The 21611-nt window shown below is 68.9% G+C and carries 22 protein-coding genes; 14 read left to right on the top strand and 8 right to left on the bottom strand.

Going from position 1 to position 21611, the window contains the following annotated elements; all coding sequences use genetic code 11:
* Positions 1-23: 23 nt before the first annotated feature.
* The 4 genes from CRT23_RS02975 (at position 24) to CRT23_RS02960 (ending at position 3699) form a co-directional block, all read left to right on the top strand.
* On the top strand, positions 24-539 hold the full coding sequence (locus CRT23_RS02975) for a peptide deformylase (RefSeq protein ID WP_055947950.1): 516 nt from the start codon (positions 24-26) through the stop codon (positions 537-539).
* Positions 540-561: 22 nt separating this feature from the next.
* Positions 562-1491 carry a methionyl-tRNA formyltransferase gene (gene fmt / locus CRT23_RS02970; protein WP_103708482.1) on the top strand — a complete coding sequence of 310 codons (930 nt, stop codon included), beginning with the start codon at positions 562-564 and terminating at the stop codon, positions 1489-1491.
* Positions 1492-1510: 19 nt separating this feature from the next.
* Positions 1511-2281 carry a tRNA pseudouridine(38-40) synthase TruA gene (gene truA / locus CRT23_RS02965; RefSeq protein ID WP_103708481.1) on the top strand — a complete coding sequence of 257 codons (771 nt, stop codon included), beginning with the start codon at positions 1511-1513 and terminating at the stop codon, positions 2279-2281.
* Between the two features lie 212 nt (positions 2282-2493).
* On the top strand, positions 2494-3699 hold the full coding sequence (locus tag CRT23_RS02960) for a hypothetical protein (RefSeq protein WP_146056310.1): 1206 nt from the start codon (positions 2494-2496) through the stop codon (positions 3697-3699).
* Between the two features lie 44 nt (positions 3700-3743).
* Here CRT23_RS02960 and dapE read toward each other — a convergent pair whose 3' ends face one another.
* Positions 3744-4922 carry a succinyl-diaminopimelate desuccinylase gene (dapE, locus tag CRT23_RS02955; protein ID WP_103708479.1) on the bottom strand — a complete coding sequence of 393 codons (1179 nt, stop codon included), beginning with the start codon at positions 4920-4922 and terminating at the stop codon, positions 3744-3746.
* Between the two features lie 112 nt (positions 4923-5034).
* Between dapE and moeB the strand changes: the two genes are divergently transcribed.
* On the top strand, positions 5035-5817 hold the full coding sequence (gene moeB / locus CRT23_RS02950; protein WP_103708478.1) for a molybdopterin-synthase adenylyltransferase MoeB: 783 nt from the start codon (positions 5035-5037) through the stop codon (positions 5815-5817).
* Between the two features lie 34 nt (positions 5818-5851).
* Here the strand turns inward: moeB and CRT23_RS02945 are convergent, their stop codons facing one another.
* Positions 5852-7699 carry an ABC transporter transmembrane domain-containing protein gene (locus tag CRT23_RS02945; RefSeq protein WP_103708477.1) on the bottom strand — a complete coding sequence of 616 codons (1848 nt, stop codon included), beginning with the start codon at positions 7697-7699 and terminating at the stop codon, positions 5852-5854.
* Between the two features lie 178 nt (positions 7700-7877).
* On the opposite strand from CRT23_RS02945, the gene rpmE reads away from it, so the two are divergent.
* On the top strand, positions 7878-8132 hold the full coding sequence (gene rpmE / locus CRT23_RS02940) for a 50S ribosomal protein L31 (protein ID WP_055948879.1): 255 nt from the start codon (positions 7878-7880) through the stop codon (positions 8130-8132).
* Positions 8133-8270: 138 nt separating this feature from the next.
* Here the strand turns inward: rpmE and CRT23_RS02935 are convergent, their stop codons facing one another.
* Positions 8271-8801 (bottom strand): DUF1465 family protein, encoded by a 531-nt coding sequence (locus CRT23_RS02935; RefSeq protein ID WP_055947930.1) that lies wholly within the window; start codon positions 8799-8801, stop codon positions 8271-8273.
* Between the two features lie 629 nt (positions 8802-9430).
* Here CRT23_RS02935 and rpmH point away from each other — a divergent pair.
* The 5 genes from rpmH to CRT23_RS02910 all read left to right on the top strand — a co-directional run bounded on the left by rpmH (position 9431) and on the right by CRT23_RS02910 (position 13278).
* Positions 9431-9565 (top strand): 50S ribosomal protein L34, encoded by a 135-nt coding sequence (rpmH, locus tag CRT23_RS02930; protein ID WP_055947927.1) that lies wholly within the window; start codon positions 9431-9433, stop codon positions 9563-9565.
* An 84-nt stretch (positions 9566-9649) separates the two neighbouring features.
* Positions 9650-10240, top strand: a complete 591-nt coding sequence (gene rnpA, locus CRT23_RS02925; RefSeq protein WP_103708476.1) for a ribonuclease P protein component — start codon at positions 9650-9652, stop codon at positions 10238-10240.
* On the top strand, positions 10233-12086 hold the full coding sequence (gene yidC / locus CRT23_RS02920; protein ID WP_103708475.1) for a membrane protein insertase YidC: 1854 nt from the start codon (positions 10233-10235) through the stop codon (positions 12084-12086). Before rnpA ends, yidC begins: the two co-directional genes overlap by 8 nt.
* A gap of 170 nt (positions 12087-12256) precedes the next feature.
* Positions 12257-12907: a ribosome biogenesis GTP-binding protein YihA/YsxC gene (gene yihA / locus CRT23_RS02915; protein ID WP_055947915.1), complete on the top strand. Its 651-nt coding sequence runs from the start codon at positions 12257-12259 to the stop codon at positions 12905-12907.
* Positions 12904-13278, top strand: a complete 375-nt coding sequence (locus CRT23_RS02910) for a DUF423 domain-containing protein (protein ID WP_103708474.1) — start codon at positions 12904-12906, stop codon at positions 13276-13278. Before yihA ends, CRT23_RS02910 begins: the two co-directional genes overlap by 4 nt.
* 121 nt (positions 13279-13399) lie before the next feature.
* Here CRT23_RS02910 and CRT23_RS02905 read toward each other — a convergent pair whose 3' ends face one another.
* The gene (locus CRT23_RS02905) at positions 13400-14023 is read right to left on the bottom strand and encodes a 4-carboxy muconolactone decarboxylase (RefSeq protein WP_103708473.1); all 624 of its coding nucleotides are present in this window, start codon (positions 14021-14023) and stop codon (positions 13400-13402) included.
* A 35-nt stretch (positions 14024-14058) separates the two neighbouring features.
* Complete coding sequence (locus tag CRT23_RS02900; protein WP_103708472.1) at positions 14059-15504, bottom strand: TIGR00366 family protein; 1446 nt, start codon at positions 15502-15504, stop codon at positions 14059-14061.
* 161 nt (positions 15505-15665) lie between these two features.
* Here CRT23_RS02900 and CRT23_RS28335 point away from each other — a divergent pair, with 161 nt between their 5' ends.
* On the top strand, positions 15666-16049 hold the full coding sequence (locus tag CRT23_RS28335) for a hypothetical protein (protein WP_181017235.1): 384 nt from the start codon (positions 15666-15668) through the stop codon (positions 16047-16049).
* A gap of 95 nt (positions 16050-16144) precedes the next feature.
* Here CRT23_RS28335 and clpB read toward each other — a convergent pair whose 3' ends face one another.
* Complete coding sequence (clpB, locus tag CRT23_RS02890) at positions 16145-18775, bottom strand: ATP-dependent chaperone ClpB (protein ID WP_103708470.1); 2631 nt, start codon at positions 18773-18775, stop codon at positions 16145-16147.
* Positions 18776-19005: 230 nt separating this feature from the next.
* Between clpB and CRT23_RS02885 the strand changes: the two genes are divergently transcribed.
* Entirely contained in the window at positions 19006-19782 is a 777-nt protein-coding gene (locus CRT23_RS02885; RefSeq protein ID WP_103708469.1) for an MOSC domain-containing protein, read from the top strand.
* Here the strand turns inward: CRT23_RS02885 and CRT23_RS02880 are convergent.
* On the bottom strand, positions 19779-20054 hold the full coding sequence (locus tag CRT23_RS02880; RefSeq protein WP_055947893.1) for a hypothetical protein: 276 nt from the start codon (positions 20052-20054) through the stop codon (positions 19779-19781). The two genes, CRT23_RS02885 and CRT23_RS02880, sit on opposite strands and share 4 nt — an antisense overlap.
* A gap of 196 nt (positions 20055-20250) precedes the next feature.
* Positions 20251-20460: a hypothetical protein gene (locus CRT23_RS02875; RefSeq protein WP_055947890.1), complete on the bottom strand. Its 210-nt coding sequence runs from the start codon at positions 20458-20460 to the stop codon at positions 20251-20253.
* 243 nt (positions 20461-20703) lie between these two features.
* On the opposite strand from CRT23_RS02875, the gene argB reads away from it, so the two are divergent.
* Positions 20704-21600, top strand: a complete 897-nt coding sequence (gene argB, locus CRT23_RS02870) for an acetylglutamate kinase (protein WP_055947887.1) — start codon at positions 20704-20706, stop codon at positions 21598-21600.
* Positions 21601-21611: the final 11 nt, after the last annotated feature.

Genomic DNA, 21611 nt, shown 5'->3' with positions numbered 1-21611 from the left:
CCCGTTTCAAGTCCGATCGCCCCATGACCATCCGCCCCCTCGTGATCCTGCCCGATGCGCGCTTGCGCCTTGCCTCCGCGCCGGTCGGCCCCGTGACCGACGAGATCCGGACGCTCGCCGCCGACATGCTGGAGACCATGTACGACGCCCCCGGCGTCGGCCTCGCGGCGATCCAGATCGGCGTGCCGAAGCGGATCGTCACCATCGACACCTCGAAGGACGAGAACGACCGCCAGCCTCAGGTCTTCCTCAACCCCGAGATCGTCTGGGCCTCGGAGGAGAAGCGGATCTACGATGAGGGATGCCTGTCGATCCCCGAATTCTACGGGGAGGTCGAGCGGCCCGACCGCGTGCGCGTCCGCTTCCGCGACCTCGACGGCCGGGAGCAGGAGATCGAGGCCGACGGGCTGCTGGCGACCTGCATCCAGCACGAGATCGACCACCTCGACGGGGTGCTGTTCATCGACCACCTGTCGAAGCTGAAGCGCGACCGGGTGGTGAAGAAGTTCGCCAAGGCGGCCAAGCGCGGCGACGTCTGAGACCGGGTGCGGGGGGAGAGCCATGCGCGTCGTCTTCATGGGCACGCCGGACTTCGCCGTGCCGACCCTGGCGCGCCTCGCCGCCGACGGCCACGCCATCGCGGCGGTCTACACCCGTGCGCCGGCCAAGGCCGGACGCGGCATGGCGCTCAAGCCCTCCCCCGTGCAGGCGATGGCCGAGAGCCTCGGCGCGCCGGTGTTGACGCCCACAAGCCTGAAGGGAGCGGAGGCCGCCGAGACCTTCGCCGGCCATGCGGCCGAGGTCGCCGTGGTGGTCGCCTACGGCCTGCTCCTGCCTCAGGCGATCCTCGACCTGCCGCGCCACGGCTGCCTCAACCTGCACGGCTCGCTCCTGCCCCGCTGGCGCGGAGCGGCCCCGATCCAGCGTGCCGTGATGGCCGGCGATGCGGAGAGCGGCGTCGGCATCATGCGGATGGAGGCCGGCCTCGATACCGGCCCCGTGGCGCTGGAGGCGCGGATTCCCATCACCCCCGGCATGACGGCGGGACAACTCCACGACGCGCTGATGCCGCTCGGCGCCGACCTCATGGCCCGCGCGCTCCGGGACGTGGAGCGGGACGCACTGGCCTTCACCCCCCAGGCTCCGGAGGGCGTGGTCTACGCCCACAAGATCACCAACGACGAGGCCCGGATCGACTGGACCCGACCGGCCCACGCGGTCGCCAACCACGTCCAGGGCCTGTTGCCGTTCCCCGGCGCCTTCTTCGAGGCGGATTTCGGCAAGGGGCCCGAGCGGGTGAAGGTGCTCTCGGCCGAGGCCGTGCCGGGCTCCGGCACCCCCGGTACGCTCCTCGACACCGAGGGAACGATCGCCTGTGGCGAGGGTGCCGTGCGCCTGTGCGCAGTGCGGCGCGCCGGAAAGGGAGGCGTCAGCAGCGGGGCCGAATTCGTGCGCGGCACCCACCGAACGCCGGGGACGCCGTTGGCATGACCGCACCGGTTCACGCCTGATGCCGCGCTACAAGCTCGTCATCGAGTACGACGGCAGCCCGTTCTGCGGCTGGCAGCGCCAGACCGCGCAGCCCTCCGTCCAGGGCGCGATCGAGTCGGCGGTCAAGCGCTTCTCCGGCGAGGTCGCGGGCCTCACCTGCGCCGGCCGCACCGATACCGGCGTCCACGCCACGCATCAGGTGGCTCATCTCGACCTCGAACGGGCGTGGCGCACCGATGTGGTGCGGGACGCGCTCAACGCGCATCTGCGCCCGAACCCGGTGGCGATCCTCAGCGCCGAGATCGTCGACGCCGATTTCAACGCGCGGCACTCCGCCACCCGCCGGCACTATCGCTACCGCATCCTCAACCGGCGCAGCCCCGCCGTGCTCAACCGCGCCCATGTCTGGCAGGTCCCCTGGCCCCTCGACGTCGGGCTGATGCGCAACGCGGCCGCACGCCTCCTCGGGCTGCACGACTTCACCGCCTTCCGGGCCGCCGAGTGCCAGGCGAAGAGCCCGATCCGAACCCTCGATCAGCTGGATGTCGCCGTCCTGCCGATGGGCCTGCACGACGAGATCGTGGTGGCGACGTCGGCTCGCGCCTTCCTGCATCATCAGGTCCGTTCGATGGTCGGCACCCTCATGCTGGCCGGCGCCGGCCGTATCAGCGCGGACGACGTGAGCGAGATCCTGGCAAGTCGGGACCGCAGCCGCTGCGGGCCCCTGGCCCCCGCCCGCGGGCTCACTCTGGTCAGCGTCGATTACGGCGATCACACAACCGTTAGTTAATAACTCCCTACTTTAAGTTGATACGCCGGCAGGAAACCTGATGATCCGTCGCGTCCGGTGCAATTCGCATCGGGGCGATGGAATTTGCCGTGACGAATCCTTCTGTTCATCTGCTCATCCTCGGCGCAACCGTCTTCGCTGCCCTCTCGCCCTTCATCTTCATCGCAATCCGCGAAGCCGTGAAGCGTCAGAGACAGGAGATCGTCCGGGACTTGGCGGCCGTCTTCGACATTGCGGGGCCTTCGAGCCAACGTCTGATCCCATCCTTCGAATTCGTGAAGTACAAGTACTTCGTTGGCCGACCCAAGCTGTTTGGAAAAGGGGGATCGCCCGATTCATCGGAAGGATCTCTGGATATTTTTGACCGGTCGCGACACCGGGAGGATTTCACGACAGCAGCCTGGATCCTCGGCAGCATCGCCTTCAGCGTGCTGGCGGCAGTCGCTGTGTTTCATACCCTCTCGCTGCTTGCGACGCTTCTGTGCGCCACGGGGTCGGGGTTCGCGTGGCTGGATGGCACCTGTCTGACGGACCAGAATCGGACCGCGGTCTGGCTGTTCGGCGTCTGTGCGGCCTTCGCCGGCAGCTACCTCACGGCGTTGCGCAACCTGTACCGAGCGATCAAGAACTTCGACCTGAGCCCCGCGACCATCGTCGGCGAAACGATCAAGATCGTGATTGGCATCGTCCTCGCGCCGATCCTGGTGGTCGGCCTGCTGCGGTTTGGGACGAGCCTCGCGGAAGCCATCGCGACGCTTGAGGACCCGATGCGTTCCCCGCTGGTGCTCGCCCTGGCGATTACCGGCTGTTTCGTCGCCGGCATCATGCCCGACGTCGTACTGCGCAACATCCTCCAGCGCGATAAGCTGAAGAACTTCAAGCGAGAGGAACGCGAGGTCTTTCGCGCCTTCAAGATTACGCCCGTGGAGATCATCGACGGAATCGACAGTGAGATCCGCGTCCGTCTCGACGACCACCACATCCATTCGACCCAGAACCTGGCGGCCGCCAATCCGCTGATGCTGTTCGTCGAGACGCCCTACGGGGTCTACCAGATCATGGATTGGGTCGCGCAGGCGCAGCTCTGCTGCTCGGTCGGGCGCGAGAGAGTCATCCGGCTCTGGCCCCTGGGCGTGCGGACCCTGTTCGACCTCGAACGGCTGGCCGCGCCGAGCGTGACGCGCAACGAGGCTCTGTTGCTCGAAGTCGGCCGCATCATCCTGGGCGCGCCCATGATCGACGCGGCAGCGGACCGGCAGGCCGCCGTCGACCTGGTCGTCGCCAGCATCGAGTTGCGGCTCGACGACCCCCACGTCCAGCGGTTGCGCCAGATCTTCATCGCGGTGGGCGACCGCCTCGGGCCGGACTGTCGGCGTTTCCGGGCCCAGCCCGCGGGCGCGTCCGGCAACGCGACCTGAGGGGCTAGGGCTACGAACACTCGCGTGCGGTCGCGACGGACGGGCTAGCGCCCGGCGAAATACGCCGCCAGCACGCGGGTGTAGATCGCCGTGAGCCGGTTCAGGTCCGCGACCGGCACGCACTCGTCGGTCTGGTGCATGGTCTGGCCGACGAGGCCGAACTCGATGACCGGGCAGGCCTCCTTGATGAAACGCGCATCCGAGGTGCCGCCCGTGGTCGAGAGCACCGGGCGGCGGCCGGTCTCGGTGGCGATGGCGCCGGCGACGAGTTCGGTGAAGGCGTCGGGCGCGGTGAGGAAGGCGGGTGAGTTCGAGGGCAGCAGTTCGAGGCTGTAGCGTACGCTCCGGCCGGCCGCCGCGTCGAGGCGGGCCCGGATCTCGGCACCCAGGGTCTCGGCGGTCCAGCGATCGTTGAACCGGACGTTGAAGGTGCCGCGCGCCTCGGCCGGGATGACGTTGGTGGCCGTGTTGCCGACGTCGAGGGTGGTGAATTCCAGGTTCGAGGCACCGAAATGCTGGGTCCCGGCATCGAGCGGCGCGGCGAGGAGCGCAGCGGCCAGGCGCAGCAGCCCGGGAATCGGATTCTCGGCGAGGTCCGGGTAGGCGACGTGGCCCTGGCGTCCCTGCACCGTCAGCCGGCCCGTGAGCGAGCCGCGCCGGCCGATCTTGATCATGTCGCCGAGCACGTCCGGGTTGGTGGGCTCGCCGAGGAGGCAATGGTCGAAGCGCTCGCCCCGGGCCCGGGCCCATTCGAGGAGCTTCACCGTGCCGTTGATCGCAGGCCCTTCCTCGTCGCCGGTGATGAGGAAGCCGATCGATCCCGGAAGATCCGGACCGGCCACGTCGAGGTAGTCGAGGACGGCGGCCAGCATGCAGGCGATCCCGCCCTTCATGTCGACGGCCCCGCGCCCGTACAGCACCCCGTTCTCCACGGTCCCGGCGAAGGGGCCGTGGCGCCAACGGGCGACATCGCCGGGGGGCACCACGTCGGTGTGACCGGCGAACAAAAGGCAGGGCGCCTTCGTACCGATGCGGGCGTAGAGGTTGTCGATATCGGGCGTGCCCGGTTCGGAGAAGCGCGGGCGCTCCACGCGGAACCCCGCCCCCGCGAGGATGCCGGCGAGCCAGGCGAGGGCGCCCCCCTCTTCCGGAGTCACCGAGGGGCAGCGGATCAGGCTTTGGGCGAGGGCGAGGGGGGAGCGGTCGAGGGGCGCGTTCGGCACGGGCGGGACTCTCGCGTGATGTCCGGGTGCGGACGGCCATAGGCGCGCGCGCGCGGGGGTGCAATTCGCGGCCGGGCTTTCGCCGGGCGACGGGGGGGCTTATCTGCGGGACATGGCCCTCTCCCCCGACGAAGTCGAACGCTATGCCCGCCATCTCGTCCTGCCGGAGGTCGGCGGTCCGGGTCAGGCCCGGCTGAAGGCCGCCCGCGTCCTCGTCATCGGGGCCGGGGGTCTCGGCGCCCCCCTGATCCAGTACCTCGCGGCTGCCGGGATCGGCACCATCGGCATCGTCGACGACGACACCGTCTCCCTGTCGAACCTGCAGCGGCAGGTCATCCACGCAACCTCCGATATCGGCCGGCGTAAGGTCGAGAGCGCATCCGAGGCCGTGTCGCGCCTGAACCCGCACGTCGCCGTGGAGGCGCATGCGCTGCGGCTGACGCCGGAGAACGCCCCGGACCTCATCGGCGCCTACGACGTGGTGGCCGACGGCTCCGACAACTTCGCCACGCGCTACGCGGTCTCGGATGCCTGCTTCCACGCCCGGCGCCCACTGGTGACGGCGGCGCTCGGACGCTTCGACGGCTCGCTCACGACCCTGCGGCCCTACGAGGCCGATGCGCGCGGGCGCCCGAACCCGACCTACCGTTGCCTGTTCCCGAACCCGCCGCCGCCCGGAAGCGTCGCCCCCTGCGCCGAGGCCGGCGTGCTCGGCGCGCTCGCGGGCATCATGGGCTCGCTGATGGCCCTGGAGGTGATCCGCACGGTGACGGATTTCGGCGAGCCCCTCGTCGGCCGCCTCCTCATGGTCGATACCCGCGCGATGCGGTTCGAGACCCTCGGCTACGCCTGGGACGAGGCAAACCCGCTCAACGGGAGCGGCGCGGAGGGCTGACCCCCGCGACAGGCTGGGGGCGCTCGCTGGCGCCCTACTCCGCCGGTAGCGCGTCGAGGAGCGGCCGGGATGCCGGGGCGCGCGGGCCATCGTCATGGGCATCGGTGAACTGCAGGGCCGCCAGCTGCGCGTACAGCGCGCCCTGCGCCAGCAGGCTCTCGTGCGTCCCGCTCTCGACGATTCGACCACCGTCGAGGACCAGGATGCGGTCCGCCTTGCGGATCGTGGCCAGGCGGTGCGCAATGACCAGGGTGGTACGCCCGCGCATCAGGGTGTCGAGGGCGGTCTGCACCGCGCGCTCGCTCTCGGCGTCGAGGGCTGAGGTCGCCTCGTCGAGCAGGAGGATCGGCGCATCCTTGAGGATGGCGCGGGCGATCGCCACCCGCTGGCGCTGGCCGCCCGAGAGCGTGACGCCCCGCTCGCCCACCGTCGTGGCGTAGCCCTGCGGCAGGGCCTGGATGAAGCCGTCGGCATGGGCGAGTTCGGCCGCGCGCTGGACCTGCGCCTCGGTCGCGGCCGGCCGGCCATAGCGGATATTCTCGAGCACCGAACCGGAGAAGACCGTCGGGTCCTGGGGCACCAGGGCGAGGCGCTCGCGCAGTGGCTCCGGATCCGCCTGGGCGATGTCGACCCCGTCGACCCGGATGAAGCCGGATTGCGGGTCGTAGAAGCGCAGCAGCAGCTGCAGCACCGTGGTCTTGCCGGCGCCGGAGGGTCCCACCAGGGCGACGCGCTCCCCCGGCGCGATGGTGAAGCTGATGCCGTCCAGGGAGGGATGATCGGGCCGGGTCGGGTACTGGAAGCGCACGGCGTCGAAGGACACGGCGCCCTTGGCGGGCACCGGCAGGGCCAGCGGCTCGGCCGGGGTACGGATCATCGATTCGGCCGCCAGGATCTCGCCGAGGCGCTCGGCGGCCCCGGCCGCCTGGGCGAGCTCACCGTAGACCTCCGAGAGCTGCCCGAGGGCGCTCGCCCCGAACACCGCGTAGAGCACGAACTGCGAGAGCTGACCCGCCGTCATGGTGCCGGCCAAGACCCCTTGCGCGCCGTACCACATCACGCCGACGACGCTGGCGGAGATGAGGAAGATGGCGACGCCGGTCAGGAGCGCCCGTGCCTGGATCGAATCCCGCGCGGCCGCATAGGCATTTTCCGCCGCCGCAGCGAAGCGGCTCGCGGTGGTCCGGCCCATGCCGAAGGCCTGCATCGTGCGGATCGCGTTCACGGCCTCGGCGGCATAGGCCGAGGCGTCGGCGAGGCGGTCCTGCGCTGCCCGGGAGCGGCGTCGCACGCCGCGGCCGGACAGGATCAGGGGAAAGACGATGAGGGGAATCGCCGCCAGGACGAGGACCGACAGCTTCGGGCTCGTGATGACCATCATCACCACCGCGCCCGTGAACAGGAAGGCGTTCCGCAGCAGGATCGAGATCGAGACGCCGAAGACGGCCTTCACCTGCGTGGCATCCGCGGTGAGGCGCGAGATGATCTCGCCCGAGAGCGAGCGGTCGAAGAAGGCGGGATCGAGCTGGGTCAGGCGCCGGAACACGGCGGTGCGGAGATCCGCCACCACGCGCTCGCCCAGCGTCGCGACCGTGTAGTAGCGCGCCCCGCTGGAGAGGGCGAGGACCGCCACGACCCCGATCAGGGCGGCGAAGTAGGTGTCGATCACGCCCTGGCCCTCGGGCGAGAACCCGTGGTCGATGACCCGACGCAAGGCGATCGGGACCACCAGGGTCGCGCCCGAAGCGGCGAGGAGCGCCAGGAACGCCGCGAGCATCCGGCCGCGATAGACCATCGCGAACGGGATCAGCGGGCGGAGCGAACCCAGCGGTGCCTTCGGCCGCGCCTCGCCGGGGATTTTCTTGTCACGGCCGCGAGCCATGGTGCCTCGTCATCGTTGGTCTTCCAGGAAAAGCGACCGTTCGGCGGTCTCTTCGATCGGCGCACGCTTGTCGGGCGGAGGTGCGTGAGGTATAGGCGCGCCTTCATCCGATTGCGCGTGATCTATGGCCGCGGGCCGCCAGACGGGCCGGTCGGCTTGGCTATTCAAGGATTTCGTCATGGCAAAGAGCGCGGCCGACAAGGCCAAGGGTACCGAGCATCCCGACTACCACTTCATCAAGGTCGTGATGACCGACGGGTCCGAGTACATGACCCGGTCGACCTACGGCAAGGAGGGCGACACCCTCAACCTCGACATCGACCCGAACACCCATCCGGCCTGGACCGGTGGCGAGCAGAAGATGCTCGATCGCGGCGGTCGCGTGTCGCGCTTCAATTCGCGCTTCGGCGCCCTCTCCTTCGGCAAGAAGTAAGGTCACCCGGGTTCGCTGCCGCACAACGCGGCGGCGACCTCAGGACAACGCAGAACGGGCGGCTCCCCCGGAGCCGCCCGTTCTGCGTTTCCGTCTCCTTTCCCGCCGCCCGGCCGAGGCCGGGCGGTGAAGCCTCGCTCAGGCGGACGCGCCGCCGAAGGCAGAGCGCAGCAGGCTCAGCTGTGCCACGACGGGGCTCTCCTGCGGCAGCGGCGTCGGACGCTCGTCGGCGATCAGGCCGTCGAGGTGCAAGATCCGGCTGTGGAGACGGCGCGAGCGCACGATGAGGTCCTGGAGGGTCGGCGGCAGGACGCCGAACACCTCGCTTCGGAAGGTCTCGGGCGTCGTCAGGCGGACGCGGGTCTTCTCCTGCATCGCCTCGGCCGGGGTCAGTTCGCCCTCGGACACGGCGCGCTGCACCAGGAGCCAGGAGGCGATCTGCATCAGCCGGGTGGTGAGGCGCATGCTCTCGCTGGCATAGCTCAGCGTCCCATCGCGGGACATCAGGCGGGATTCCTCGCGGCCGGTCCCGTCGAGATAGGCGGCTGCCTCCTCGACCAGGGTCATGCCCTCGCGGAAAAGAACCTTGAAGGCCTCGGACGTGACGTAGGTGTCACCGAAATTCACCCAATCGCGCTCGTCCCGGAACATGACGTCGAACCCGCTCATGGTGCCTCCTGTGCCGCGACCGGACCGATTGCGTCCCGAGATGGGACGAAGGCGCCGCGCTTGCACCGATCTGCGCAACTCTAGCGCCGAACCCACCGATCCGCGGCCTTTACCCGCAGTTAACGTTAATCGGGGCGATCGGGTCCCAGCCGCGCGATCGCGCCGCTGGGGCGTCCGGATGACCGGACACGCGAAGGCCCGGACACGCGAAGGCCCGGACACGCGAAGGCCCGGACACGCGAAGGCCCGGACGCGAAGAACCCGGAACGAAAAAAGGCCGCCCGGTGCGGGCGGCCTGGAGAGCGAGTTTCGGGAGCAGTCCAAGCAAGCGGATCGGACAATCCGCGCGTTGTCCGGGAGAACCGAACAGGATCACAGGATGGCGCAGACTGGTTAACGGATGGTTCACGGAATGCCGTCCGGGCGCCTGATCGAGGGACCGGGATCTTGCCGTTTCGGCACGCTCCGGAATTGACTCGCGCGGGACCTTGCCCCATAAGCCGCGCCATCGCGACGCGGCGCCCTCGAGGGCGCTGTTCGCGCTTGCAGACACATTTCAGGGCGAGTGAATATCCGGCGCGGCCTTCGGTGCGGCCCGGATCGATCCTCGGCCATTCGGAGATCGCGCCATGAAGAGAACTTATCAGCCCAGCAAGCTCGTGCGTAAGCGTCGTCACGGCTTCCGCGCCCGCATGGCGACCGCTGGCGGTCGCAAGGTCATCGCGGCCCGCCGCGCACACGGTCGCAAGAAGCTCTCGGCCTAAGAGGTCGGCGGCGCCGTCACGGCGGCGCGCCACATCATGAGTCTGGCCAGGGGCCACAGGACCCGCTGCGAGATCGGATCGGCCATGTCATCGGCCCCACCGACGGTCGGGCGGCTCACGCGACGCTCCGAATTCCTGGCCGCGGCCGGCGGACGTCGCTTCCACAACGAACGCGTGTCGGCGCAGGGCCTCGTCCGCGCCGCGGAGGCGTCCACGGACGACGCCCCCGGCGATCCCGCGGGCGATGGCCTCCGCATCGGCTTCACCATCACCAAACGGGTCGGCCACGCGACGGAGCGCAATCGTATCCGGCGACGGCTGCGCGCAGCCGTGGCCCAGGCGGCCGGCGACCTGCCGGCGCGTCCCGCCGACGTGGTTCTGGTGGCGCGGCGCCCGGCCCTGCACGCCCCGTTCCAAACCCTCATCGACGACCTGCGCCGCGCCGTCACCGTGGTGACGAAGCCGCAGGATCCGAAACTGCCGGGCCAGACATCCGGAGCTTCCGATTCGCGGCCCGCCCAGCGCGGACGCGGCAAAGGCGCGCCCGCGTCTGGCGCATCGGCGGCGGCTCCGGTATTGGCCTCGGGCCTCGCCGCGCCGGCCGATGCCGAGCCGACCCGCGCGAACGCGCCCTCCCCTTCTCCCAACGCATGCGACGGACCGACCGATGGGTAATGACAAGACGAACATGATCGTCGCGATCGCCTTGTCGCTGGCGGTCCTGCTCGGCTGGAACTATTTCATCGCCGCCCCCCGCGTGGAGCAGCAGCGCCAGGCCGCCCTCCAGAACAAGGCCGCCACTGAGCCGGCCAGTCCGGACGGCGTGCCCAGCGCCAGCCCGAAGGAAGGCGGCCCCGCCAATCCCGTCCCCGGAACCCTGCCGGGCGCCGCAAGCGCCGGCGGTGGCGTCGTACCCCGCGAGACGGCGATCGCGCGTTCCCCGCGCGTGACCATCGACACCCCGGCCCTCGCCGGCTCCATCGCCCTGAAGGGCGGCCGCATCGATGACGTCTCGCTGAAGAACTACCACGAGACCGTGGACGACAAGAGCCCGCGCATCGTCCTGCTCTCGCCCACCGGCACCGAGAATCCCTACTACGCCGAGTTCGGCTGGGTCGGTCAGAACGCCGGACCGCTGCCCAACGGCGACACCGTCTGGACCGCCGACGCCACCACTCTGGCGCCGGGCAAGCCGGTGACGCTGAGCTACGACAACGGCGCCGGCTTGCTGTTCAAGCGCATCATCGCGGTGGACGACAAGTTCATGTTCACCGTTCGTGACGAGGTCGAGAACAAGAGTGGCAACGCGGTCTCCCTCTATCCCTACAGCCTCGTCTCGCGCTGGGGTAAGCCGCACACCCAGGGCTACTACGTGCTGCACGAGGGCCTGATCGGCGTCCTCGGCGCCGACGGCCTGCAGGAATACACCTACGATCACCTCGCCAAGGAGCCGGCCCTCGGCAATGCCAGCACCAAGGGCAAGACCTGGGCGGGCGTGACGGGCGGCTTCGTCGGCATCACCGACAAGTACTGGGCCGCTGCCGCCATCCCGGATCAGGCGACCCCCTACACGGGCAGCTTCACCGAGCGGACCGACGGCGCCACCAAGGTCTACCAGGCCAACGTGCTCGGCAACGTGCAGATGATCCAGCCCGGGGCCTCGGCGACCGCGACCCAGCAGCTGTTCGCTGGCGCCAAGGAAGTGAACACCGTCAACGCCTATCAGGCGAACCAGAACATCAAGCAGTTCGACCTGCTGATCGACTGGGGCTGGTTCCACTTCATCACCAAGCCCATGTTCCGGGCGCTGGACTTCTTCTTCCACCTGTTCGGCAACTTCGGTGTGTCGATCCTGGTGGTGACCTTCTGCCTGAAGCTGCTTTTCCTGCCGATCGCCAACAAGTCGTACCAGTCCATGGCCAAGATGAAGGCCGTGCAGCCGGAGATGGCGTCGATCCGCGAGCGCTATGCTGACGACAAGATGAAGCAGCAGCAGGCGATGATGGAGCTGTACAAGAAGGAGAAGATCAATCCGGTCGCTGGCTGCTGGCCGGTGCTGATCCAGATCCCGGTCTTCTTCGCGCTGTACAAGGTCCTGTTCATCACCATCGAGATGCGGCACGCGCCGTTCTTCGGCTGGATTCAGGATCTGGCCGCGCCGGATCCGACAAACATCCTCAACCTGTTCGGCCTCCTGCCGTTCGCGGCACCCGACTTCATCCACCTCGGCATCTGGCCCATCATCATGGGCATCACGATGTTCATCCAGATGAAGATGAACCCCGCGCCGCCGGACCCGGTCCAGGCGCAGATCTTCACCTTCATGCCCATCGTGTTCACCTTCATGCTCGGCTCGTTCCCGGCCGGACTGGTGATCTACTGGGCCTGGAACAACACCCTGTCGGTGATCCAGCAATACGTCATCATGCGCCGCAACGGCGTGAAGGTGGAGTTGTGGGACAATCTCAGGGGCATGTTCCGGCGCAAACCCGCCGACAAGAACGCCGTCGCCAAGAGCTGAAGTTGCCAAGAGCTGAACCCGGCTCGACCGAACCGCGCCGGGCCGACGTCCGGCCACGGCGCGCGACATCCCAACCGGTCCTCTCCGTTTCCTGACGGGGAGGACCGTCCTGTTTCCGGCGTGTCGGCTCGCGAGGGCGGCGGATGCGCCCCCTCGTCCGGAGCCGCCCGATGTCCCAAGCCGAAGACGATGCCGCCCTGCTGGAGGCCGGACGCCTGCTGTTCGCGGGTGCGGCCGACTTCATCGCCTCGGCACCGAACGTGCCCGCCCTGCCGGCGATGAAGGGCGTTGAAATCGCCTTCGCGGGCCGCTCCAACGTGGGCAAGTCGAGCCTCGTCAACGCGCTGACCGGGCGCAACACCCTGGCGCGGACCTCGCACACCCCGGGGCGCACGCAACAGCTCAACTTCTTCGATATCGGGGGCCGCCTGACCCTGGTCGACATGCCGGGCTACGGCTACGCGGCGGTGGAGAAGACCAAGGTCGAGGCCTGGACCGACCTGATCCACGACTACCTGAAGGGCCGCTCGAACCTGGCCCGGGTCTTCATGTTGATCGACTCGCGCCACGGCCTGAAGAGCATCGACACCGACGTGCTCGACGGCCTCGACAAGGCCGCCGTCAGCTACCAGATCGTGCTGACCAAGGGCGATGCGTTGAAGAAATCCGAGATGGATGCCCGCCTCGCCGGGGTGCAGGCCGCCATCGCCCGTCGGCCGGCCGCCTACCCCGAGATCCTGCTCACCTCGAGCCGCGACGATCGGGGCGTCCCCGAACTCCGGGCCAGCGTCGCCCGCCTGCTGCGGGAGCGCGGCGCGTGAACGGCGTCGATCGCGTCCTCCTGGCGCTCGGCGCCCTCGCGGGCCTGCTGGGTGTGGCTGCCAGCGCGGCGGCCGCTCATCTCAGCGGAGCCGACAGTCTGAAGACGGCCGCCCAGTTCCTGCTCTTCCACGCCCCGGCGATCCTCGGGCTCGTCGCGTTGACCGCCACCGGCACGACGCACCGTCTCGTCACCCGCATCGCGGCGGGGGCCCTGGTCGTCGGCCTCGCGCTGTTCTCGGGCGACCTCGCGCTCCGGGCGCTCCAAGGGACGCCACTGTTTCCCATGGCGGCGCCGACCGGAGGCTTCGCCCTGATGGCCGGCTGGCTGCTCACGGCCGTGGCCGCCTTCATTCCGGCGCGCCGGTCCTGAGGCATGGGCCCGCGGCCGACCGCCCGATGCGTACCGCGCGGGTGACTCCTCGTCGTCGGCTCCGGGATCGTGTGGCGGGAAGACGCCTCAGCGGTCCGGCCGAGCCGCCGGAACCCGGCCCTCAGCGGATCAGCGGGGGCAGCTGTGGCGCGGCGCCGTCCGGCAGCGCGGTCTGCGCCACGTTCATGCTCATCGCCAGCAGCGTGTAGTAGCCGTTGATCCCCGCCATCTCGATGGCGCCCTGCTCGCCGAAGGTCCGGACCGCCCGCGCGTAGGTCGTGTCGCTCACCGCCTTGTTGTGGTGCAGCTCCGTCGAGAACGCGTAGACCAGCGTCTCCTCCGGGCCCATCGCGTCCGGCCGCCGGCCCTCCTGGATCGCCGTGACGATCGCCGGGTCGAGGCCGGCTTTCAGAGCGATCGGCGCGTGGATGTGCCACTCGAGCTGCTGCGTCCATTCCCGCGCGGTGATCAGGATGATGAACTCGCTCAGCCGCAAGGGCAGCACGCTGCGGTAGCGCAGGTGCAGCCCCATGTTGCTGGCGTTGGTCATCAGCTCGGGACTGCGCAGGAGCGGCACGAACGGTCCGAAGACCGGCGTCCGTCGCGCCGCCAGGAAGGCCTCGGAGGCCGCCTTCTGCTCCGGGCTGAGTGCGTCGGCCGGAAGCGGCGGCAGGCGGTCTTGGGCCAAGGCGGACAGACTCCCGAAGAGAAGGATCGACAGGACCGGCAGGACGGCGACACGCATGGGTTGGATCCTCCGATCCGGCTTCCGGGCGCTGCCTACGGCATCACCGGCGGGTGGTAGGTCAGCGTGAAGGCCAGGGCCCAGAGCAGGAACAGCACCACCGGCAGGTGGATGAGGAGTTGCAGGAAGCTGAAGCCGACGATGTCGCGCGCCTTCAGGCCGAGGATGCCGAGGAGCGGCAGCATCCAGAACGGGTTGATCAGGTTCGGGAGCGCTTCGGCCGCGTTGTAGACCATCACCGCCCAGCCGAGATGCACCTGCAGCTCGTTGGCCGCCTGCATCACATAGGGTGCTTCGAGCAGCCACTTGCCGCCGCCCGACGGCACGAAGAAGCCGAGCACCGCCGAGTACACGCCCATCGAGATCGGGAAGCTGCCCGTGGTGTTCAGGCTGACGAAGGCGTGGGTGATCACCTCGGACACCGAGATCCCGGCCGCATTCTTCGGCCCGGTCAGCATCGCGCTGATGGCGGCGTAGAGCGGGAACTGGATGAGGATGCCGGCCGTCGCCGGGACTGCCTTGGCCACTGCGACGAGGAAGCGCTTCGGGCGCCAGTGCAGCAGCAGGCCGAGGGTGATGAACAGGAGGTTGTAGGTGTTCAGGTTGGAGATCGCGGTGATCCAGGATTGCCGAGCGAACTCCTGGTAGATCCAGGCGCCCGCGATCACCACGAGCAGGATCGTCAGGATGGGCGAGTGCTCCAGCCATTCGCCGGGCTGCTCCGGCCGGCCGAGATCGGTCGTTTCGCGCGCGACGTTCACGCCGAGATCCTCGGCCGTCACCGCCGTGCTCGGGCGGGGCGCCGAGGCATAGGCGATGATCACCGACATCACGAAGAGGATCGCGGCGATCAGCATCGACTGCCAGAGGAAGATGGTCTCGCTGAAGGGGATCACACCGGTGATCGGCAGCAGCGCCTTCGGCAGGCTCGCCGCGTTCGCCTGAAGCTGGGCCGCCGAAGAGCTGAGGCCCATGGCCCAGGTGGCGCCGAGCCCGAGATAGGCGGCTGCCCCGGCGGCACGGTAATCCATGCGGAGTTCGGTCCGGCGGGCGAGCGCGCGGGCGAGGAGGCCACCGAAGATCAGGCTCAGGCCCCAGCTCAGGAACGAGGACAGCATGGTCGCGGCGGCGACGAAGCCGACGGCGCCGCGGCCGGTCTTCGGGATCGCGGCGAGCCGATCGATCAGCGCCTGGACCGGGGGCGCCGTCGCCACGACGTAACCGCCGATCGTGACGAAGGCCATCTGCATGGTGAAGGGGATCAGGCTCCAGAAGCCGTCGCCGAAACTCTTGGCGATGGCGGGCGCCGGGGCGCCGTTGGCCAGCGCGCCGAGGGCGACGATGACCACCGCGATGGCGACGAAGATGAAGGCATCGGGAAACCACTTCTCGGCCCAGGCGGTGAAGCGGATGCCGGCCCGCGACAGGGCGCTGTCCAGCGCGGCGGGGTCGGCTCGACGCTCCGGCTTGGGTGTCGACATCGGGAAGTCCTGGGAACGAGGAAATGGCCTTGGAGGCGCATTGTCCGCAATTGCCGACCGGGCTCAAGATGCAATCCGGCCGGTACACAGGCTTGGCAGCAGGGATCGCGCGGGAATGTCAGGTCGCCGCTTCAGGCTTCCTTGAGGGTTCGACGGCTACGATGCGCCCTGTTCTCGCATGGGAGACCCTGTTCGTGGCCGAAATCTCGAAGTTCCGGGACCTCGATACGAGGATGGCCGAACGGCGTCAGGCCAGCGCCAAGGTGCGTGATCTGGCGCGCCAGGACCGGGGCAGGACGGATTTCGAGAAGCCCTTCCTGTCACCCCTCGGCTGGATGATCGCGGTCATCCTGAACTTCGCCCTGGTGCTGGTCGTAGGCCTCGGCACCGTGCTGGTCCCGCCCCTGATGGCTTGCCGCGAGCAGAGTGCGCGCGGTTTCTTCGCCGGCGACTCTTTCCAGGCCTGCGCCGGCCGGGGCATCTCGGCCAGCTTCCAGGACTTCGACCGTCGCATCCGCCGCCTCGTGCTGCGCTCGGGACAGTGAGGAACCGGCCTGGTGGGGCCCGCGGCAGCGGCTGCCGTCGCGGGCCCCGGGATCTCGGCGGGATTCTTGGCAGGGTGTCGGAATGACGCCCCGCCTCAGTTGAGAGTGGCACTCTCCGGCCGGCGCTCGGTGCTGAGGCCGGACTTGCCCACCTTCAGCCCGAGGGGACCGACCTCCACCGGCACCACTTCCCCGTCGTGGATCAGCCCGGACAGGAGTTGCTCCGCCAGCCGATCCTGCACCGCCTTCTGGATCACGCGCTTCAGGGGACGCGCCCCGTAGGCCGGGTCGTAACCCTTGTCGGCGAGCCAGTCGCGAGCCTCCGGATCGACGTCGAGGGTGATCTTACGCTCGTCGAGGAGCTTCTGCAGGCGCTTCAGCTGGATATCGACGATCGCGCCCATCTCCGACCGCATCAGGCGGTGGAACAGGATGATCTCGTCGATCCGGTTCAGGAATTCCGGCCGGAAGTGGCTGCGCACCACGCCCATCACCTCCGCGCGCACGGCGTCGGTGTCGTCGCCCTCCCCCTGGTTGACGAGGTATTCCGAACCGAGGTTGGAGGTCATGATCAGGAGCGTGTTGCGGAAATCCACCGTCCGCCCCTGTCCGTCGGTCAGCCGGCCGTCATCGAGCACCTGAAGCAGGACGTTGAACACGTCCGGATGCGCCTTCTCGACCTCGTCGAACAGCACGACCTGGTAGGGCCTGCGCCGAACCGCTTCGGTCAGTGCTCCCCCCTCCTCGTAGCCGACATAGCCCGGAGGCGCGCCGATCAGCCGGGCCACGGAGTGCTTCTCCATGTATTCGGACATGTCGAGGCGCACGAGAGCCGTGTCGTCGTCGAAGAGGAAGCCCGCCAGGGCCTTGGTCAGCTCGGTCTTGCCGACGCCGGTGGGGCCCAGAAAGATGAACGAGCCGATCGGCCGGTTCGGATCCTGGAGACCGGCGCGCGCCCGGCGCACGGCGGTCGCCACCGCCTCCACCGCCTCGCGCTGCCCGACGACGCGCTCGCCCAGCACCTTCTCCATGGCCAGGAGCTTGTCACGCTCGCCCTCCAGCATCTTATCCACGGGAACCCCGGTCCAGCGCGAGACGACGCCGGCGATATGCGCCGGCGTCACCGCCTCCTCGACCATGCCGTCGCGGACCACGGCGCTCTCGGCCTGGGCCTCGATCTCCGAGAGCTGACGCTCCAGGCCCGGGATCACCCCGTAGGCGAGCTCACCCGCGCGCTGGTACTGGCCTTGGCGTTGGGCCGAGGCCAGTTCGTTCCGCGCCTCGTCGAGCTTGCGCTTGAGTTCGGCGGCGGCCCCGAGCTTGTCCTTCTCGGCCTTCCAGCGCGAGGTGATCGCGGCGGATTGCTCCTCGAGGTCGGCCAGCTCCTTCTCCAATCGCACGAGACGGTCGCGCGAGGCGGAATCGGTCTCCTTTTTCAGGGCCTCCCCCTCGATCTTCAGGCGCACGATCTCGCGGTCGACGTTGTCGAGCTCCTCGGGCTTCGAATCGACCTGCATGCGCAGGCGCGATCCAGCCTCGTCCATCAGGTCGATGGCCTTGTCCGGAAGGAAGCGGTCGGTGATGTAGCGGTTCGACAGGGTCGCAGCCGCCACCAGGGCCGCATCCTGGATGCGTACACCGTGGTGCTGCTCGTACTTCTCCTTGATGCCGCGCAGGATCGAGACCGTGTCCTCGACGGTGGGCTCGGACACGAAGACGGGCTGGAAGCGCCGCGCCAGGGCCGCGTCCTTCTCCACATGCTTGCGGTACTCGTCGAGGGTGGTGGCCCCGACGCAGTGCAGCTCGCCGCGGGCGAGGGCCGGCTTCAGCAGGTTGGAGGCATCCATCGCCCCATCCGCCTTGCCGGCGCCGACCAGGGTGTGCATCTCGTCGATGAACAGGATGATCCCGCCCTCGGCCGCCGTCACCTCGGAGAGCACGCCCTTCAGCCGCTCCTCGAACTCGCCGCGATACTTTGCACCCGCGATCAGCGCGCCCATGTCGAGGGCGAGGAGGCTCTTGTCGCGCAAGGATTCCGGCACGTCGCCATCGACGATCCGCAGGGCGAGGCCCTCGACGATGGCGGTCTTGCCGACGCCGGGCTCGCCGATGAGGACGGGGTTGTTCTTGGTGCGCCGGGACAGGACCTGGATCGTGCGACGGATCTCCTCGTCGCGGCCGATCACCGGGTCGAGCTTGCCCTCGCGCGCCGCTTCGGTGAGGTCGCGGGCGTACTTCTTCAGCGCATCATAGGCGTTCTCGGCCGTGGCGTTGTCGGCGGTCCGGCCCTTGCGCAGGGCGTTGATCGCGCCGTTGAGCGAGGCCGCGGTGACGCCGGCCGCCGCCAACGCGCGCCCGGCCTCGGTATCCTTCTCGACCGCGAGGGCGAGCAGCAGGCGCTCGACCGTGACGTAGCTGTCGCCCGCCTTCTCGGCGGCCTTCTCGGCAGTGTCGAACAGGCGCACGAGTTCGCGCGTCGCCTGCGGCTGAGACGCGTTGCCGGACACCTTCGGCTGCTTGGCGAGCCACGCCTCGGTCTGTGCAAGGGCGACCCGTGATTGACCGCCCGCCCGATCGATCAGACCGGCGCAGAGGCCCTCGGGATCGTCGAGCAGAACCTTGAGGATATGGCCCGGCTGGAATTGCGGATGGCCCTCGCGCATTGCGAGGCTCTGCGCGGCCTGAACGAAGCCGCGGGCGCGCTCGGTATAGATCTCAAAATTCATCTGTGTCCCACCTCCCCGTGTCGGCTCGACCCACCGCCCGCTCTTCGCGGCGCGACCGATCGCCGAGACGTCGCCCCCACGGCCGATGCCGCTGGAGACCCCGGCGCCACCTGGCCGCCGGTAGTCGAGATGTGGTGTTGTAAATCGGCACCACAAGGGTGCGGTACGCGACGGGAGACAGCCGTCGCTCAGGCTTGCGTCCCGACGCATTTCAGGGCCACGCTCGGCGCATGACCGACATGCCAAGCCTGCGCCTCGACGCCCTCTATCGCTACCCCGTGAAGGGGCTCTCACCCGAGTCGATAGACCACGCAACCCTGAGGGACGGAGACTACTTTCCTAACGACCGCCTGTTCGCGGTCGAGAACGGCCCGTCGGGTTTCGACCCGGCCGCCCCGGTGCACCAGCCCAAGATCAAGTTCCTGATGCTGATGCGCGACGAGGCGCTGGCGCAGCTCGACACGCGCTACGATCCGACGGATGGGACGCTGACGATCCGCCAGGGCGGCGCGATCGCAGCCCGCGGCGACCTCGCCCAACCGCAAGGGCGGGCCACCATCGAAGACTTCCTCACGCGCTACATGCCCGGATCCCTGCGCGGTCCAGCCCGGATCCTGTCGGCGCCGGGCGGTTATCGCTTCACGGACTCTCCGCGCGGCTTCGTCTCGCTCCTCAATCTCGCTAGCGTCGCCGCGCTCGAGACCATGACCGGCGCGGCGGTGGACCCCCTCCGCTTCCGCGCGAACCTCCACGTCACGGGCCTCGACGCCTGGGCCGAGCTCGATCTCGTCGATCACACGCTCACGTCGCCGGGCGGCGTGCGCCTGCGCATCCACAAGCGAACGCAGCGCTGCGCAGCGACCAATGTCGACCCGGTCACGGGCCAGCGCGACCTCGCGATTCCTCGTACGCTCGCGCAGCATCTCGGCCACACGGATTGCGGCGTCTACGCGGAGGTGCTGGAAGGCGGCGTGTTGACGGCCGGCGAGGCTCTCAGCTTGGGCTAGATGGCGTCGCGGTGCACGAGGACGATGGCGGCGGCGTAGCCCGCCCGGCGCAGGTGGCGCAGGTCCGCGTGACGGCGCTCGCAGGTGACCTTCAGGTAGCGGCTCTCACCGGCGGCCAGGCCCGTGGACGCCGCGGCGGCCTGACCGTGCATCAGGCACTCCATGGGAGTTCGGGCAGGGGCGACGATGACGTCGAGGGCGGTGTCGCGCGAGCAATCCTTGGCGAGGAGCGTCGCGGCGCAGACGAGGGCGACGGAGAGCAGTTCAGACATGACGGACCCCTTGTTCGAGATGGCGAAAAAGGTCCGCGGTGTGGCTCCGGCGTGCGAGCGGCCGCGTGATCGTTGCCTTGGTGTTCCCCGTGTCGTTGTTGTTGAAGAGCGCTAAGCACGGCGTGTGCCAGCGTCGTTCCCCTGAGGCGCGGATCACCGTCCGGCGTGGACGGGGCCGCCGATGGCGCAGCTTGCGTTAGCGGCGGACCTGCAACCAGTGCGGCTCGGGCTCGGATCGCGGCAGAATGGCTGCGACGGCATCGAGATCGACGGTGAATTGCTCGGTCAGGAGGCGCCAGACCTCGGAGGGCGAGGCCGCCTGAGGGTTGAGCTGGTCGACCGCGCTGGCGATGTGGTGCGGGCTGAGCAGGGTGGGACGCGGTACGTATGGATCAACATTCAGCATGGTGCAGGATCCCCGGCGACCGACCGATCATGGTTTATCAACCTTAAGGATTGATTACCAGGGATCGGTTGCAGCCGCGTCCGCGACGCGTCCGCGGAAGGGGGCCGCGCCGGACGGACACCGGCGCAACACGTCGCCGCCGCGTGAAATTCATTTGCCTGCTGCTTCGCACCGTCGCGTTGCTGCGCTAGAAGCCCGGCGTCGCGCGCGGTGCCCGACGCGCCATCGAGGACGAGCCCCACGATGAAAGAACCGCTGCCCAACGTCCATGTGCGCGCCGAGGTCCTGGTCCAGGCCCTGCCGCACATGCAGCGCTACGACCAGGAGATCGTGGTCATCAAGTATGGCGGCCACGCCATGGGAGACCGGGCAGCGGCGGAGGATTTCGCCGAGGACATCGTGCTCTTGGAGCAATCCGGCTTGAAGCCCATCGTGGTCCATGGCGGAGGCCCGCAGATTGGGCGGATGCTCGGCCGGCTCGGCATCGAATCGGAATTCCGCGGCGGTCTGCGCGTCACCGATGAGGCCACCGTCGAGGTGGTCGAGATGGTTCTGGCCGGCTCGATCAACAAGCAGATCGTCGGCTGGATCTCGGCCGAGGGCGGCCGCGCCATCGGCCTCTGCGGCAAGGATGGGAACATGGTTCGGGCCCGCAAGGCCACCCGCACCATCATCGATCCCGAGAGCCAGACCGAGCAGGAGGTCGATCTCGGCCTCGTCGGCGAGCCTGAGCATGTCGAGCGCGGCGTTCTCGACGCGGTGCTGAAGGCCGAGCTGATCCCGGTCCTGGCGCCCGTGGCCTTCGGCGCCGACGGCCAGACCTACAACGTCAATGCCGACACCTTCGCGGGCGCGATTGCGGGGGCGCTGCGGGCCAAGCGCCTGCTGCTGCTTACCGACGTTCCGGGGGTGCTCGACAAGGACAAGAAGCTCATCCCCGAGCTGTCGATTGACGATTGCCGCCGGCTCATTGCGGACGGCACGATCACGGGCGGCATGATCCCCAAGGTTGAGACCTGCATCTACGCTCTGGAGCAGGGCGTCGAGGCGGTGGTCATCCTCGACGGCAAGGTCAGCCACGCGGTGCTGCTGGAGCTGTTCACCGATTACGGTGCCGGCACCCTGATCCGTCGGGGCTGAACGCGATCCCC

The sequence above is a fragment of the Methylobacterium sp. V23 genome (assembly GCF_002917135.1).
Taxonomy (GTDB): Bacteria; Pseudomonadota; Alphaproteobacteria; order Rhizobiales; family Beijerinckiaceae; genus Methylobacterium.
Note: the sequence above shows the minus strand (reverse complement) of the source record. Positions and strands in the feature narration are given on the sequence as shown.